This is a genomic window from Lentilitoribacter sp. JB5-8, from assembly GCF_055693385.1.
Genome location: NZ_CM146332.1, coordinates 2,641,834 through 2,658,043, shown reverse-complemented (window position 1 = coordinate 2,658,043; position 16,210 = coordinate 2,641,834). Strand labels below are relative to the sequence as shown.

At 45.1% G+C, this 16,210-nt stretch carries 13 protein-coding genes; 11 read left to right on the top strand and 2 right to left on the bottom strand.

The features are described 5' to 3' along the window. The first annotated feature begins 165 nt into the window (after positions 1–165). Positions 166–4,368 carry a DNA-directed RNA polymerase subunit beta' gene (rpoC, locus tag ACZ1GZ_RS13060; RefSeq protein ID WP_472665315.1) on the top strand — a complete coding sequence of 1,401 codons (4,203 nt, stop codon included), beginning with the start codon at positions 166–168 and terminating at the stop codon, positions 4,366–4,368. A 71-nt stretch (positions 4,369–4,439) separates the two neighbouring features. On the opposite strand, the gene ACZ1GZ_RS13055 is transcribed toward rpoC, so the two are convergent. Further along, complete coding sequence (locus tag ACZ1GZ_RS13055) at positions 4,440–5,693, bottom strand: FAD-binding domain-containing protein (RefSeq protein ID WP_472665314.1); 1,254 nt, start codon at positions 5,691–5,693, stop codon at positions 4,440–4,442. 363 nt (positions 5,694–6,056) lie between these two features. Further along, positions 6,057–7,973, bottom strand: a complete 1,917-nt coding sequence (locus ACZ1GZ_RS13050; protein ID WP_472665313.1) for a glucosaminidase domain-containing protein — start codon at positions 7,971–7,973, stop codon at positions 6,057–6,059. A gap of 640 nt (positions 7,974–8,613) precedes the next feature. Between ACZ1GZ_RS13050 and rpsL the strand changes: the two genes are divergently transcribed. From rpsL to rpsS, 10 genes are all read left to right on the top strand, one after another. Continuing rightward, positions 8,614–8,985: a 30S ribosomal protein S12 gene (gene rpsL / locus ACZ1GZ_RS13045; protein ID WP_472665312.1), complete on the top strand. Its 372-nt coding sequence runs from the start codon at positions 8,614–8,616 to the stop codon at positions 8,983–8,985. Positions 8,986–9,084: 99 nt separating this feature from the next. Then, a complete protein-coding gene (gene rpsG / locus ACZ1GZ_RS13040; protein WP_472665311.1) occupies positions 9,085–9,555 on the top strand; it encodes a 30S ribosomal protein S7 in 471 nt (156 codons plus the stop codon). Between the two features lie 30 nt (positions 9,556–9,585). Continuing rightward, positions 9,586–11,682 (top strand): elongation factor G, encoded by a 2,097-nt coding sequence (fusA, locus tag ACZ1GZ_RS13035; protein WP_472665310.1) that lies wholly within the window; start codon positions 9,586–9,588, stop codon positions 11,680–11,682. An 83-nt stretch (positions 11,683–11,765) separates the two neighbouring features. Beyond that, positions 11,766–12,941, top strand: a complete 1,176-nt coding sequence (tuf, locus tag ACZ1GZ_RS13030) for an elongation factor Tu (protein WP_472664966.1) — start codon at positions 11,766–11,768, stop codon at positions 12,939–12,941. Between the two features lie 65 nt (positions 12,942–13,006). Next, a complete protein-coding gene (rpsJ, locus tag ACZ1GZ_RS13025; RefSeq protein WP_472665309.1) occupies positions 13,007–13,315 on the top strand; it encodes a 30S ribosomal protein S10 in 309 nt (102 codons plus the stop codon). Between the two features lie 129 nt (positions 13,316–13,444). Further along, entirely contained in the window at positions 13,445–14,158 is a 714-nt protein-coding gene (gene rplC / locus ACZ1GZ_RS13020) for a 50S ribosomal protein L3 (RefSeq protein ID WP_472665308.1), read from the top strand. After that, positions 14,158–14,778 carry a 50S ribosomal protein L4 gene (gene rplD / locus ACZ1GZ_RS13015; protein WP_472665307.1) on the top strand — a complete coding sequence of 207 codons (621 nt, stop codon included), beginning with the start codon at positions 14,158–14,160 and terminating at the stop codon, positions 14,776–14,778. Before rplC ends, rplD begins: the two co-directional genes overlap by 1 nt. Continuing rightward, positions 14,775–15,068 (top strand): 50S ribosomal protein L23, encoded by a 294-nt coding sequence (locus ACZ1GZ_RS13010; RefSeq protein WP_472665306.1) that lies wholly within the window; start codon positions 14,775–14,777, stop codon positions 15,066–15,068. Before rplD ends, ACZ1GZ_RS13010 begins: the two co-directional genes overlap by 4 nt. A gap of 11 nt (positions 15,069–15,079) precedes the next feature. Further along, positions 15,080–15,916, top strand: coding sequence for a 50S ribosomal protein L2 (rplB, locus tag ACZ1GZ_RS13005; RefSeq protein WP_472665305.1), 837 nt, complete (start codon positions 15,080–15,082; stop codon positions 15,914–15,916). Between the two features lie 15 nt (positions 15,917–15,931). Next, the gene (rpsS, locus tag ACZ1GZ_RS13000; RefSeq protein WP_472665304.1) at positions 15,932–16,210 is read left to right on the top strand and encodes a 30S ribosomal protein S19; all 279 of its coding nucleotides are present in this window, start codon (positions 15,932–15,934) and stop codon (positions 16,208–16,210) included.

The following is a 16,210-nucleotide window of genomic DNA, read 5'->3' as shown; positions in this document are numbered from 1 at the left end:
TGTGGCGACATTGCTAAAATTTCGCCACACACATTCATCATTGTTCACTTTGTAAGTTAAGTGGGCGAGGGCCGTTTTCGGTCGTTAGGATTTACGCAGCAATGAAGGCCATGAGTTGAGGCCAATTGTTGTAAAACGGGGCAAAGCCCCACGAAGGAGACATACATGAACCAAGAGGTCATGAATCTTTTCAATCCAACAGCGCCAGCGCAAACCTTTGACTCAATCCGTATCTCCATTGCGAGTCCGGAAAAGATTATGTCATGGTCGTTTGGCGAAATTAAAAAGCCAGAAACAATCAACTATCGTACGTTCAAGCCTGAGCGTGATGGTTTGTTCTGTGCACGTATCTTTGGACCAATCAAAGATTACGAATGCTTGTGCGGTAAATATAAACGCATGAAATATAAAGGCGTTATCTGTGAGAAGTGTGGTGTTGAAGTCACGCTTGCTCGTGTGCGCCGTGAACGTATGGGTCACATTGAGCTTGCAGCTCCTGTTGCACACATCTGGTTCTTAAAATCTCTTCCAAGCCGTATCGCAACATTGCTTGATATGACTTTGAAAGATATCGAACGCGTTCTTTATTTCGAGAACTACATCGTAACTGAGCCTGGTTTGACATCTTTGGGTGAGCAGCAATTGCTTTCTGAAGAAGAATACATGCTTGCAGTTGACGAATTTGGTGAAGATACATTTACAGCCATGATTGGTGCGGAAGCGATCTTTGAGCTTCTTGCGTCTATGGATTTGCAGGACGTAGCTGGTCAGCTTCGTGCAGATTTGGCTGAGACAACATCTGAGCTTAAAACTAAGAAGTTTATGAAGCGCTTGAAAGTTGTCGAGAACTTCATTGAATCTGGTAACCGTCCTGAGTGGATGATCCTAAAAATCGTTCCTGTGATCCCACCGGATTTGCGTCCATTGGTTCCACTGGATGGTGGTCGTTTTGCCACTTCTGATTTGAACGATCTTTATCGTCGTGTGATCAACCGTAACAACCGTCTTAAGCGTCTGATCGAATTGCGTGCGCCTGGCATCATCATCAGAAACGAGAAGCGTATGCTTCAAGAATCTGTTGATGCGTTGTTTGACAATGGCCGTCGTGGTCGTGTGATCACTGGTGCAAACAAGCGTCCGCTTAAATCTTTGTCAGATATGCTCAAAGGTAAGCAGGGTCGTTTCCGTCAGAACTTGCTTGGTAAGCGTGTTGATTACTCTGGTCGTTCTGTGATCGTGTCTGGTCCAGAATTGAAACTTCACCAGTGTGGTCTTCCTAAGAAAATGGCTTTGGAACTCTTCAAGCCGTTTATCTATGCACGCCTTGATGCAAAAGGTTTCTCTTCAACAGTGAAACAAGCCAAGAAATTGGTGGAGAAAGAAAAGCCAGAAGTTTGGGATATCTTGGATGAAGTTATTCGTGAGCATCCGGTTCTTCTAAACCGTGCGCCAACACTTCACCGTTTGGGTATTCAGGCATTTGAGCCAACATTGGTGGAAGGTAAAGCGATCCAGCTTCACCCGCTCGTATGTACAGCGTTTAATGCTGACTTTGACGGTGACCAAATGGCGGTTCACGTTCCATTGTCGCTTGAAGCACAGCTTGAGGCTCGTGTGTTGATGATGTCAACCAACAACATCTTGCACCCAGCCAATGGTCAGCCGATCATTGTGCCGTCGCAGGATATGGTTCTTGGTCTTTATTATCTATCTCTGATGAACCAGAATGAGCCTGGTGAAGACATGATCTTCTCAGACATGGGTGAATTGCACCACGCGCTTGATAATGGCATCGTGACACTTCATGCGAAGGTTAAAGGTCGTTTCAAAACGGTTGATGAAGAGGGTAATCCTGTTTCAGCAATCCACGAAACAACACCTGGACGCATGATTGTTGGTGAACTTCTTCCAAAGAATGCAAAAGTCTCATTTGACATTTGTAACCAGGAATTGACGAAGAAAAACATCTCGAAAATGATCGATAATGTTTATCGTCACTGTGGTCAGAAAGAAGCGGTTATCTTCTGTGACCGTATCATGCAGCTTGGCTTTAAACATGCTTGTATGGCTGGTATTTCCTTCGGTAAGGATGATATGGTTATCCCTGAATCCAAGAAGAAAATCATCTCTGATACTGAAACAATGGTTCAGGATTACGAGCAGCAATATAATGACGGTTTGATTACTCAAGGCGAGAAATACAACAAAGTCATTGATGTTTGGGGTAAAGCCAACGAAAAACTAACCGAAGAGATGATGGATCTCCTTAAAGCGGTTGAGTTTGATGATGAGGGTCGTCAAAAGCAGATCAACTCGATCTACATGATGAGCCACTCGGGTGCTCGTGGTTCTGTGAACCAGATGCGTCAGCTTGGTGGTATGCGTGGCTTGATGGCAAAACCTTCTGGTGAGATCATTGAAACACCAATCATCTCAAACTTTAAAGAAGGTCTGACAGTGAACGAGTACTTTAACTCCACTCACGGTGCCCGTAAGGGTCTTGCAGATACGGCTTTGAAAACTGCGAACTCAGGTTATCTGACACGTCGCTTGGTTGATGTTGCGCAAGATTGCATCATCACTCAGGAAGATTGTGGCACTGATAAAGGCTTGACCATGACACCGATCGTTGATGCGGGTCAGGTTGTGGCACCTATCGGTCAGCGTGTCTTGGGTCGTACAATCCTTGTGGATGTGATGAACCCAGCTGATGGTTCTGTTCTAATCCCAGCAGGTCGTATGGTTGACGAAGCAGATGTGGTTAAAATTGAAGCGGCTGGCATTCAGTCCATTCAAATCCGCTCAGCGCTAACATGTGAATTGCAAAACGGTATTTGCGGCACTTGTTATGGTCGTGACCTTGCACGTGGTACAAAAGCCAATATGGGCGAAGCTGTCGGTGTTATCGCAGCGCAATCCATTGGTGAGCCTGGTACACAGCTAACCATGCGTACATTCCACTTGGGTGGTACTGCGACAGTGGTGGATTCATCATATATCGAAGCTTCTTACGAAGGTTCAATTAAGATGAAAAACCGCAACATGGTTCGCCACAAAGACGGTCACCTTGTTGCAATGGGTCGTAATATGTCTATCCAAATTATGGATGAGACTGGTGCGGAACGTTCATCACAACGTGTGTCTTACGGTTCAAAAATCTTCGTTGATGATGGTGATAGCGTCACACGCGGTCAGCGTTTGGCTGAGTGGGATCCATATACACGTCCAATCATGACTGAGGTTTCAGGTGTGATCGACTTTGAAGATGTTGTTGATGGCGTATCGGTTCTTGAAAGTGCCGATGAGGCAACAGGTATTACAAAGCGTCAAGTTATCGACTGGCGTTCAACACCACGCGGTGCTGATCTAAAACCTGCAATTGTCATTAAAGACAAAGACGGAAAAGTTGCAAAACTTGATCGTGGTGGCGAAGCTCGCTTCCTGCTCTCAGTGGATGCGATCCTTTCCGTTGAGCCTGGTGCAAAAGTCACAGCCGGTGATGTGATTGCGCGTTTCCCGATGGAAAGTGCAAAAACAAAAGATATTACTGGTGGTCTGCCACGTGTGGCCGAGCTCTTCGAAGCGCGTCGTCCGAAAGATCATGCGATTATCGCTGAGATTGACGGTACAATTCGCTTTGGTCGTGACTATAAGAACAAGCGTCGTATTATCATCGAGCCGGCGGATGAGGGTGTTGAGCAAGCTGAATACCTTATTCCAAAAGGTAAGCCGTTCCATCTGCAAGATGGCGACTTTATCGAGAAGGGTGAATATATCCTTGATGGTAATCCTGCACCGCATGACATTCTGGCCATTAAAGGTGTTGAAGCCTTGGCATCATATCTCGTGAATGAGATTCAGGAAGTTTACCGTTTGCAGGGCGTGTTGATCAACGATAAGCACATCGAAGTCATCGTACGTCAGATGTTGCAGAAAGTTGAGATCACTGAGAGCGGCGATTCAACATATATCCCTGGTGATAATGTTGATAAGCTTGAGCTTCAAATGGTCAATAAACGTCTGCTTGAAGAAGGTCGGAAGCCTGCTTCTGGTAACCCGGTTCTATTGGGTATTACCAAAGCGTCGCTTCAAACACCGTCCTTCATCTCAGCTGCGTCCTTCCAGGAAACAACGAAGGTTCTTACCGAAGCTTCAATTGCTGGTAAGACAGACACATTGCAAGGCTTGAAAGAGAACGTGATTGTGGGTCGTTTGATCCCAGCAGGTACGGGTGGCCAGATGGGTCAAATCCGCCGCATCGCATCTCAACGTGATGAGCTGATCATTGAAGATCAAAAGGCCAACACGCAAGTTGAAGAAGCAGCGCCAATGCTTGAAGAACTTTCAGGCGAGGAGCCAGCTGAATAAAGCCAGCTTACTTCATAGCTTAAAATCAAACCCCGTCAGAAATGGCGGGGTTTTTTGTATAAGGACGGTTTTTAAAGTCCGAGCTCTTTAATCAACTCAGGTATATTCTTTTTTAAGTGAAAGTAACCTTTGTTTGAATAGTGCCAAGCGGCTTTATCATAGGCACGCATGATTTGGTGTGTTTTGATGCCTGCATCTTCAAGCTTTTTGAAAATCGGTGTAAATGCATCTTTAATCGGGCCCACGGTTAAATAGGGCATGGTTAAGTGTTTAATGCCTTTTGATTGACAATGCATAATCAGTTGGCTGGTCATATTTGCGTAATCTAAATCGATGATCGGGCAATTATAAACCGCTTGTGCTTTGGTCGCTGCTTCCATGATGACTTTTTGTCTAAGTTTCGAAACAGATTGGGCTGTTGGATTGCGCTCATTATGGTTTGTTGCTGGTAAAACAAATATAGCTGACGGCTTTTTATTTTCAGCATCAAATTTTGGATGGCATTGTGCTTGTGAAATGATCAATCCAAAATCTTGATCTAATCTTTGGTGTGAAGGGATTTTTAAACTTTGCGCTTGGTAATCCTTGTCTTCTTTTATTGGTGTTGGATTTGTAACCAAGCCTTGGGGTGAAAATTGTCCATTGGTGAATTTTTCAATGTTTGATTGACTGGCGATGTAATGCTTACCTTTTGTGTGAAGACCCGCTACCCATCTCCATGAGAGAGTGTTGGAAGCTGCATCACCATCATGAAGGTGCCGCAAAAAGAAATCTGCTCCAAGTTGCCAGGGAAGTTTGAGTGTGAAAATCCATATGCTGGCAAACCACATACGCGCATGATTATGCAAATAGCCTGTATCAATAAGTTCTTTGGCCCACGCATTCATGCAATCCAAATGTGTTTGGGATGATATAACCTTGTCATATTTTTGGTAAAGATTCTGACAAGTCTTCATGCGTTCAAGTTCTGTTGTTAAGTCTTTTGTATAGTCAAACCAGACTTGTGGGCGGTGTTCTAGCCAACCTTTGAAATATGTGCGCCAGAATATCTCCTGAATAAATTTTTCAACGTCTTTATATTCATAACGTTTTAACGTTTCTGAAATGACCTCTTGTTCGAGGAGAACACCTTGGCTGATCCATAGTGATAAGCACGACGTGTTGCCGCGCTGAGTTTGACCAAAATCAAAATTACGTTTGAAAGCATAGTCTAAGACCCGGTGATTGAGAAAATCTTCAAGTTCTAAGTGTGCATTTTCACGACAGGTTTCACCATTATTAAAATTGGCGAGAATAGGGTGCTTTTCAATTTTGAGCGTGCTCATAGTTTATGGTACCGTGATCGTTTTTAATGTTTATGTAGATCTACCAGTCGATACGCGTTTACTGCGCATGCGGTTCATTGGAAAAGAGAAAAGGGAAATGTTGTGTTGATCCAAATTTAAAGAATTGGAAAAGTGGCTGATGTTTGCGCTATCGCACAATTCGGTGTCATGAATTTTAAGTTTATGGGCTATTTTTAAAATGACTGGATTTGGGTAACTGGATACGTTGCTAATTCAATTTACTTCTCTTTAAAAATGGAAATAAAACTCCCCCGCAAATTAAGCTTTTCGCGGGGGGCTCGATAGTGCGTTGCTTTCAACACCAATCCTTGTTCAGGAATTGATCAAGTTTGTGCCAACTATTTAGCGTGCATTTAAATTGCCGCCAGTGCGATGATCTTGGGTGCGCGCGGATGCAATTTTGTTGGCAAAATATCTACCCGCAAGTCCTACACCAAGAACCGCAAGCGAGCCTCCAAATCCTGGCAGCATGCTGTTGCCCACGGCCGCGACACCTGTCATTACCGTTTCAGGGATAGTGCCAGTTGCAAAGAAAGTCGGCAGGATATCAAATACCGAATTGAACGGCGTATTTGCTGTTGCAACTGGGTTCGTCAGTCCATCTAAAATACCGGCCAGTTGCGGATTGGCGGCCTTTACTTCAGGTGAAATTGTCTCTCTGAGCTGTGTGAGGAGTTGAACCACATCAGGTGATAGAGATTTACCCTGGAGTTGAAAGATAAGATTTTGCGATAGCTCTGTGATCTCTCGAAATTTCTCAGCGGATGTTGTAGATGATAAATTTTGCAAATCATTTAAGAACGGAAGTAATTGATCCGGCAGATTGCCACTTGTAACGGGTGCCACAGTTGGTGTTGAATTTACAACAGCACTGTTGCCGATACCAAATAAACCCAAGCCGCTCAAAACCCAACTGGCCAATCGGCTTCGTTGCGCATTTTTAATCGTTCGAGAACCTGAGGCCGCCAAATCTGCTTCACTTGCCATTTCACGTTCGACATCAAATCGTCGTTTGGGTGCAGTAGCCAAAACTTCTTCTGTTGTTACATCAACGATACCCGTGGTTGGAAGATCGTTGTCATTTTGAAAGGCGAGCAATGCAGCTGTTGTCAATCGACCGAATTTTCCGTCTATAGCTCCGAGCTTGTAACCAAGGTTTGTAAGCTGTTCTTGAAGTACTTTAACTTGGACACTGTTGGGATGTCCTTGAGTAAGCGGGCTGGACATGCTGACCTCCATGTCTGAGTTTGTCTGTGATGAATTGGATTGTGTGTTTAGATTGAAACGATACAAATCATATTGCTTCATCAGTGTTTTGAGCTTTGATCCATATTGCGTATCTGTCGCATATATGCCGGTGAGGGCGTCCGCAAACCTATCTGGATCATTTATATACTTTCGCGCCTTCACATAACGATGCGAGGTTCCAAGTAGTCGACTGTGTTCGATAAAGGCAGCGCCCATATCGGGGAATACGCGAAATGGTTCTTGAACGGAGACAAGTTTTCCTTTGATGACCTCTTTTGTCCAAGATGTTACAGAAGGCTGTCCGGGCAGGGCCTTAATACCAAATGGATTGTTCGATCCTTTCGGCATGGATTTCCCATAGCCACTTTCCAATGCCCATTGCGCGAGCGTTATTGAAGTTGGCACGCCCCACTTTTGTTCACTTGCTTGCGCTCCTTTGATAATTTCATAAGTAAAGTTCTTTGGAATGTCTGCTATTGTGCTAATGAGCTCTTCTTCAGCTTCAGGAAGGTCCTCTGGTTCATCGCCATCGGTCTCATAAATCCAATCTGGAGGGTTGAACCAACCTTCATGGGCAGCTTCTCGAACCCATTTAGGTGCAAAGGCACTTTTACCTTTCTTACCCCATACGAGCTTCTGGTTATCACCGGTCGTTCGTCCAAAACCAATATGCATGGTTTTTGAACCCATATAATCAGTACCAGCGCCCAGCCCATTTGCACCATAGGCTGCGCATGCTGTGATGAACTTTTTGACCTTTGCTGGTGCAGATGAATTGGTAAAGGTGAGCGCTTTATTATCTGCAAATAGATAAAGGTCTGCAGCTCGTCCTTTATTATGCCGGGTTGAACCAGTTCTTTTGCCTGAAGAACCGGGTTGTCCGCCCGAGGTTATGTAAATTGTGTCGATGCCAGCTGCCTTGCCAGCTTTCACGAGAAGAGATGCGAGTTCGCTACCTATTGGTTGATCTCGAATTTTTCCCTTGAGCAGCGACTGATCTAAAATTGCCATATCAGATTACCCCCACTTGTTCGGTTTACTCGTTCTGCATGATCTTATTTATCAAACAGGTTGTGTTTTTGGGTGCTGTTTCTATGATTGATAGCACTCACGACTGGCAACCATACATTACAGTCACGATTGTGTAAACTTTTCGGTTGTACGGGTGGGGCGGTCCAAGTTTATCAGAGCATGTAAAGCTATTTGATAATTGTCGTAAATTTTGTTGGATGGAGTTCAATTTATATATGTGCAGAATTGTATTTATATGATGTATTGAATCCGCCTGCTTTGGAATTCCATTAAATAGGTGGTCGTTTATTAAGTCTCTTAATTGAATTGCCATCAAAACATTTTCTGCCAAAAATTTCGCGAAAAGCTGTTGACGAAACACTTAGTTAGCAGTAGATACGGCCTATCAAAGCCAAAGTGAGTCTGGCTTGTTCAGGGTGACACGCCCCGGAGTACGGCTCAAACTAGGCTTTTATTGCATTGTTAAGACCATTGCTGCACGCATGATATGACATACATATCCTCTGCATTTTTATTGGGCTAATCCTCGTTTTATGGGAGTTGGCCCTTAATTGCGCATGGTATTGACGAGTATAACCAACGCTTAATCGCGTTATATAGAGATTTAAAGGATAGGTGCATGCCTACAGTTAACCAGCTGATCCGCAAGCCACGTAAGGCACCGGTCAAACGTAGCAAGGTTCCAGCAATGGAGCAAAACCCGCAAAAGCGTGGTGTTTGCACACGTGTTTATACAACAACACCTAAAAAGCCTAACTCGGCTCTTCGTAAAGTTGCGAAAATCCGTTTGACAAATGGCTTTGAGGTTATCGGCTATATTCCTGGTGAAGGTCACAACCTTCAGGAACACTCCGTGGTAATGATCCGCGGCGGCCGTGTGAAAGATTTGCCTGGTGTTCGTTATCACGTCATTCGTGGTGTGCTCGATACACAAGGTGTTAAAAATCGTAAGCAACGTCGTTCTAAATACGGTGCGAAGCGTCCTAAATAAGATTAGTAATTCCGTGGGCTTGAGCGTTGATACGTCTCGAGCCTATCAAATATTGGCTGATGATTTTTTATTGGCCCCAGAAATTGAAAGACAAAATACATGTCACGTCGTCACAGTGCTGAAAAGCGCGTTATTAACCCAGATCCAAAATTCGGTGATTTGGTCATTACAAAATTCATGAATGCGATCATGCTTGATGGTAAAAAATCTGTCGCTGAGCGTATCGTTTATGGTGCTTTTGATCAGGTTGAAGAAAAAGCTAAATCAGAGCCAGTGGCAATGTTCCACCAAGCTCTAGAAAATGTTGCACCTCACGTTGAAGTTCGTTCACGTCGTGTTGGTGGTGCTACATACCAGGTTCCTGTTGATGTGCGCCCTGAGCGCCGTCAGGCACTAGCAATTCGCTGGTTGATTGCTGCTGCTCGTAAACGCAACGAAACAACAATGGTTGAGCGTTTGTCTGGTGAGCTTATGGATGCTGCTAACAATCGCGGTTCTGCTGTTAAGAAGCGTGAAGACACACACAAAATGGCCGAAGCAAACCGTGCTTTCGCTCATTATCGTTGGTAATAATAAACTTTTTTAGTGAGAGGCCCTCCCATGGCTCGCGGATACCCAATTAAAGATTACCGTAACTTCGGCATCATGGCGCACATTGATGCTGGTAAGACGACTACAACCGAGCGTATTCTGTATTACACAGGTAAATCGCACAAAATCGGTGAAGTGCACGATGGTGCAGCAACAATGGACTGGATGGAGCAAGAGCAAGAGCGTGGTATTACTATTACGTCTGCTGCGACGACTACATTCTGGGAAAACGGCAGAAGCGGTAAAAAATGTCGCTTCAACATCATTGACACTCCAGGTCACGTGGACTTCACAATTGAAGTTGAGCGTTCTTTGCGTGTTCTTGATGGTGCGATCGCTCTTCTAGATGCGAACGCTGGTGTAGAGCCACAAACTGAAACAGTTTGGCGTCAGGCTGACAAATACAACGTTCCTCGTATGATCTTCTGTAACAAGATGGATAAGATCGGTGCTGACTTCTATCGTTCATACGACATGGTTAAGTCTCGCCTAGGTGCTACACCTGTTGCTGTTCAGCTTCCAATCGGTGCTGAAGACGAGTTTGCTGGTGTTGTTGATCTGATCGAAATGAATGCGATTGTTTGGCGTGATGAGAGCTTGGGTGCTGCTTGGGATGTTGTTGAAATCCCGGACGACCTTAAAGACAAAGCTGAAGAGTGGCGCGAAACAATGATCGAACAGATCGTTGAAATCGATGAAGCAGCTATGGAAGCTTACCTTGAAGGTGACATGCCTGATAACGATAAAATCCGTGAGCTTATCCGTCAGGGTACAATCAATGTTGATTTCTTCCCAATGTTCTGTGGTACAGCGTTTAAAAACAAAGGTGTTCAGCCTTTGCTTGATAGCGTGATCGACTTCCTACCTTCACCAGTTGATATTCCTGCGATTGCTGGTATCGACGTGAAGACTGAAGAAGAAACAACTCGTCCAGCTTCTGATGAAGAGCCACTTTCAATGCTTGCATTTAAAGTGATGAACGATCCATTCGTTGGTTCGTTGACATTTGCTCGTATCTATTCTGGTTCAATCACAAAAGGTTCGTCTGTTCTTAACACTGTTAAAGACAAGCGCGAGCGTGTTGGCCGTATGTTGGAAATGCACTCAAACTCCCGTGAAGACATCGATACAGCATATGCTGGTGACATCGTTGCACTTGCTGGTTTGAAAGAAACAACAACTGGTGACACACTTTGTGATCCACTTAAGCCTGTTATTCTTGAGCGCATGGAATTCCCGGATCCGGTTATTCAGATTGCGATTGAGCCTAAAACTAAAGGCGACCAAGAGAAAATGGGTATCGCTCTTAACCGTTTGGCTGCGGAAGATCCTTCTTTCCGTGTTAAATCAGACGAAGAGTCAGGTCAGACAATTATCGCTGGTATGGGCGAATTGCACCTTGATATCCTTGTTGATCGCATGAAGCGTGAGTTTAAAGTTGAAGCTACAGTTGGTGCGCCTCAAGTGGCATACCGCGAAACAATCACAAAATCTTACGAAGCAGATTACACACACAAGAAACAGTCTGGTGGTACTGGTCAGTTCGCGCGTGTAAAAATCTTGTTCGAAGCTAATGGTGATGCTGAAGACTTTGAATTTGAGTCAAAAATCGTTGGTGGTAACGTTCCTAAGGAATACATCCCTGGTGTACAAAAAGGTATCGAAAGCGTTCTTTCATCTGGTCCTCTTGCAGGCTTCCCAATGTTGGGTGTTAAAGCCACATTGCTAGATGGTGCTTACCACGATGTTGACTCTTCTGTTCTTGCCTTTGAGATCGCGTCTCGCGCATGTTTCCGTGAAGCAGCTCCTCGTGCTGGTGCTCAATTGCTTGAGCCAATCATGAAGGTCGAAGTTGTGACACCTGAAGATTATGTTGGTGATGTGATTGGTGATTTGAACTCACGTCGTGGTCAGATCCAAGGTCAAGAAACACGCGGTGTTGCGGTTGTGATTAACGCAAACGTACCTTTGGCGAACATGTTTAAATACGTTGATAACTTGCGCTCTATGTCTCAGGGCCGTGCGCAATACTCAATGGTATTCGATCATTATGCTCCTGTTCCAAGTAACGTTGCGCAGGAAATTCAAGAGAAATACGCTTCTTAATCAATAGGTTGAAGCAAAACGAAGTTTGTTCTGTAAACATCAATTAAGTTTCAGAACGTCTAGAAAAAACGGAGAGCCTGAATATGGCAAAGGAAAAGTTTGAGCGCACGAAGCCTCACGTAAACATTGGAACGATTGGTCACGTTGACCACGGTAAAACAAGTTTGACAGCCGCGATTACTAAGTTTTTTGGTGATTTTAAAGCCTATGACGAAATTGATGGTGCGCCAGAAGAGCGTGCACGTGGTATCACGATTTCTACAGCTCACGTTGAGTATGAAACAGAAAACCGTCACTACGCACACGTTGATTGCCCAGGCCACGCCGATTATGTTAAAAACATGATCACAGGTGCTGCGCAAATGGACGGCGCGATCCTAGTTTGTTCAGCAGCTGATGGCCCAATGCCACAAACACGTGAGCACATCTTGCTTGCGCGTCAGGTTGGTGTTCCTGCGATCGTTGTGTTCTTGAACAAAGTTGACCAAGTTGACGACGAAGAGCTTCTTGAGCTTGTTGAAATGGAAGTTCGTGAGCTTCTAGACAGCTATGAGTTCCCAGGTGACGATATTCCGATCGTTAAAGGTTCTGCTTTGGCAGCTTTGGAAGATTCAGACAAAACAATCGGTGAAGATGCTGTTCGTGAGCTAATGGCTCAAGTTGATAGCTACATTCCAGCACCAGAGCGTCCAATTGATCAGCCATTCTTGCTACCAATTGAAGACGTATTCTCAATCTCAGGCCGTGGTACAGTGGTAACTGGTCGTGTTGAGCGCGGAGTTATCAATGTTGGTGAAGAGATCGAAATCGTTGGTATCCGCGATACATCAAAAACAACATGTACTGGTGTTGAGATGTTCCGCAAGCTGCTTGATCGCGGTGAAGCTGGTGATAACGTTGGTGTTCTACTTCGCGGTGTTGACCGTGAAGGTGTTGAGCGCGGTCAGATCTTGTGTAAGCCTGGTTCAGTTACACCACACACAAAATTTGTTGCAGAAGCCTACATCTTGACAAAAGATGAGGGTGGTCGTCACACACCATTCTTCACAAACTACCGTCCACAGTTCTACTTCCGTACAACTGACGTGACAGGTGTTGTGACTTTGCGTGAAGGTACAGAAATGGTTATGCCTGGCGACAACGTAACAGTTGACGTTGAGTTGATCGTGCCAATCGCGATGGAAGAGCAGCTACGCTTTGCGATCCGTGAAGGCGGTCGTACAGTTGGCGCTGGCATCGTAGCAAGCATCACTGAGTAATTTAGATTAATTTAAAGCGCGCGATACGTCATCGCGCGCTTATCTCTTAAACAAGGATCTGCCCTATGAACGGCCAAAACATCCGCATTCGCTTAAAAGCGTTTGATCACCGGATCCTCGATACATCGACACGCGAAATCGTATCGACAGCAAAACGCACAGGCGCACGAGTACGTGGTCCTGTTCCTTTGCCAACACGTATTGAAAAATTTACGGTGAACCGGTCGCCGCACGTTAATAAGAAGAGCCGTGAGCAATTTGAAATGCGCACACACAAAAGGCTTTTAGACATTGTCGATCCAACTCCGCAAACAGTTGATGCTCTTATGAAGCTCGACCTTGCTGCTGGTGTTGACGTAGAGATCAAACTTTAAGATCTCGAATTTAGTAAGCTTGTTCGGGGTATCTCGGGCAAGAAGTTTAAACAAGAAACGTTCTTTATGAGCTCAAATTTGTCCACATAGGCAAAACTGCTCCTCTATCGAATTAAAAAGGATGAACCAATGCGTTCAGGTGTTATTGCACAGAAAGTAGGGATGACCCGGGTCTATAACGACGCCGGTGAGCACATTCCCGTTACTGTTCTGCGTCTTGAGAACTGCCAAGTGGTAGCTCAGCGGACAGAAGAAAAAAATGGTTACTCAGCCGTTCAGGTTGGTGTTGGCCGCGCTAAAGTGAAAAACACAAACAAAGCCGACCGTGGCCAGTTTGCAGTTGCAAACGTTGAGCCAAAGTCAAAAATGGTTGAGTTTCGTGTGTCTTCAGACAACATGATTGAAGTTGGTGCTGAGTTGATCGCAAGTCACTTTGTATCAGGTCAGCTTGTTGATGTAACTGGTACTTCAATCGGTAAAGGTTTTGCCGGTGCTATGAAGCGTCACAACTTTGGTGGTATGCGCGCTACTCACGGTGTATCTATCTCTCACCGTGCACACGGCTCCACAGGTCAGTGTCAGGATCCTGGTAAGGTTTTCAAAGGTAAGAGAATGGCTGGTCACATGGGTCAGACTCGCGTTACTACACAGAACCTTGAAATCGTTTCAACAGACGTTGATCGTGGTCTACTATTGATCAAAGGTGCTGTACCTGGTTCAAAAGGTACTTGGGTAACTGTTCGTGATGCGATTAAAGCTTCACTTCCTGCAGATGCTCCTGTTCCAGCTGGCATTCGTGAAGGCGCTGCTCCTGCAGAAGCCGCAACAGAGGGAGCTGAGTAATGGATATTGCAGTAAGCACTCTTGCTGGTAAAGAAAGCGGTAAAGTATCACTTTCAGATTCAGTTTTCGGTCTTGAGCCACGCCAGGATATTATCCAGCGCGTTGTTCGTTGGCAGCTAGCGAAAAAGCAACAAGGTACTCACAAAACGCTAGGTCGTTCTGAAGTATCTCGTACTGGCGCTAAAATGTACAAGCAAAAAGGTACAGGCCGCGCTCGTCACCATTCAGCTCGCGCTCCACAGTTCCGTGGTGGTGGTAAAGCTCATGGTCCAGTTGTTCGTGATCATTCACACGCAATGCCAAAGAAAATTCGTTCACTAGCACTTAAGCATGCTTTGTCAGCGAAATTGGCTAGCGAAGACCTTATCATCCTTGATGAAATGGCAGCTAAAGAAGCAAAGACAAAAACATTGTCTGGTTCACTTGATAAAATGGGCATCAAAAATGCTTTGTTTATCGGTGGTGCTGAATTGGATGCGAATTTCAAATTGGCTGCGCAGAACATTCCAAATATCGATGTTCTACCAGTTCAAGGTATCAACGTTTACGACATCTTGCGTCGTGGCAAACTTGTGTTGTCAAAAGATGCAGTTGCAGCTCTTGAGGAGCGTTTAGCATGACGGATCTTCGCCATTATGATGTGATTGTCTCACCGGCAATCACAGAGAAATCAACATTGGCTTCTGACAATGACCAAGTGGTTTTCAACGTTGCTCGCACGGCTTCTAAGCCTGAGATCAAAGCAGCAGTTGAAGCTTTGTTTGGTGTTAAAGTTAAAGCTGTCAACACACTTGTTCGTAAGGGCAAAGTAAAGCGTTTCCGCGGTGTAGTTGGCAAGCAGAGCGATGTTAAAAAAGCAATCGTGACTTTGGCCGAAGGTCAGTCAATTGACGTGTCCACCGGTCTATAAGGAAAAGAACAATGGCTTTAAAAAGTTTTAATCCAACGACCCCAAGCCAGCGTCAGCTGGTTATTGTGGACCGTTCAGGCCTTTATAAAGGTAAGCCTGTTAAGGCTCTAACTGAAGGTCTTACTGGTAAAGGTGGTCGCAATAACATGGGTCGCGTTACTGCCCGCTACATTGGTGGTGGTCACAAACGCACATACCGTATGATCGACTTCAAACGTCGTAAGTTTGATGTTCAAGGTACTGTTGCTCGTCTTGAGTATGATCCGAACAGAACTGCGTTTATCGCGCTTGTTGATTACGAAGATGGTGAGCAAGCTTATATCTTGGCACCTCAGCGTATAGCAGCTGGTGATAAAGTTATCGCGTCTCAAAGTTCAGTTGACGTTAAGCCTGGTAATGCAATGCCATTGCAGGCGATGCCAGTTGGTACAATCGTACACAACGTTGAAATGAAACCAGAGAAGGGCGGTCAGATCGCTCGTTCAGCTGGTACTTATGTTCAGCTTGTTGGTCGTGACCAAGGCATGGCGATCCTTCGCTTGAACTCTGGTGAAACTCGTCTGGTTTCTGGTCTTTGCATGGCAACTGTTGGTGCTGTGTCTAACCAAGATCACATGAACACAAACGATGGTAAAGCAGGCCGTACTCGTTGGCGCGGTAAGCGTCCTCACGTTCGCGGTGTTGTAATGAACCCGGTCGATCACCCACATGGTGGTGGTGAAGGCCGTACATCAGGTGGTCGTCACCCGGTTTCTCCTTGGGGTAAACCAACGAAGGGTAAACGTACTCGTAAAAATAAGGCGACGGATAAATTTATCATGCGTTCTCGCCATCAGCGTAAGAAATAAGAGAGGAAGTCTAGAGTGGCTCGTTCAGTTTGGAAAGGTCCTTTTGTTGACGGCTATCTTCTCAAAAAGGCTGAGAAGGTTCGCGAAAGTGGTCGCAGCGAAGTGATTAAAATGTGGTCTCGTCGTTCAACGATACTACCACAGTTCGTAGGTCTAACATTTGGTGTCTATAATGGTCAGAAGCACATCCCAGTGCTTGTATCAGAAGACATGGTTGGCCATAAGTTTGGTGAATTCGCTCCAAGCCGTACCTATTATGGTCACGGCGCGGATAAGAAAGCGAAGAGGAAATAA

Excerpts from the sequence above, each read along its gene's own strand:
- tuf (WP_472664966.1), top strand. The coding sequence starts at position 11,766 with ATGGCAAAGGAAAAGTTTGAGCGCACGAAGCCTCACGTAAACATTGGA.
- ACZ1GZ_RS13055 (WP_472665314.1), bottom strand. The coding sequence starts at position 5,693 with ATGAGCACGCTCAAAATTGAAAAGCACCCTATTCTCGCCAATTTTAAT.
- rplD (WP_472665307.1), top strand. The coding sequence starts at position 14,158 with ATGGATATTGCAGTAAGCACTCTTGCTGGTAAAGAAAGCGGTAAAGTA.
- rpoC (WP_472665315.1), top strand. The coding sequence starts at position 166 with ATGAACCAAGAGGTCATGAATCTTTTCAATCCAACAGCGCCAGCGCAA.
- fusA (WP_472665310.1), top strand. The coding sequence starts at position 9,586 with ATGGCTCGCGGATACCCAATTAAAGATTACCGTAACTTCGGCATCATG.
- ACZ1GZ_RS13010 (WP_472665306.1), top strand. The coding sequence starts at position 14,775 with ATGACGGATCTTCGCCATTATGATGTGATTGTCTCACCGGCAATCACA.
- rpsL (WP_472665312.1), top strand. The coding sequence starts at position 8,614 with ATGCCTACAGTTAACCAGCTGATCCGCAAGCCACGTAAGGCACCGGTC.
- rpsG (WP_472665311.1), top strand. The coding sequence starts at position 9,085 with ATGTCACGTCGTCACAGTGCTGAAAAGCGCGTTATTAACCCAGATCCA.
- ACZ1GZ_RS13050 (WP_472665313.1), bottom strand. The coding sequence starts at position 7,973 with ATGGCAATTTTAGATCAGTCGCTGCTCAAGGGAAAAATTCGAGATCAA.
- rplB (WP_472665305.1), top strand. The coding sequence starts at position 15,080 with ATGGCTTTAAAAAGTTTTAATCCAACGACCCCAAGCCAGCGTCAGCTG.
- rpsJ (WP_472665309.1), top strand. The coding sequence starts at position 13,007 with ATGAACGGCCAAAACATCCGCATTCGCTTAAAAGCGTTTGATCACCGG.
- rplC (WP_472665308.1), top strand. The coding sequence starts at position 13,445 with ATGCGTTCAGGTGTTATTGCACAGAAAGTAGGGATGACCCGGGTCTAT.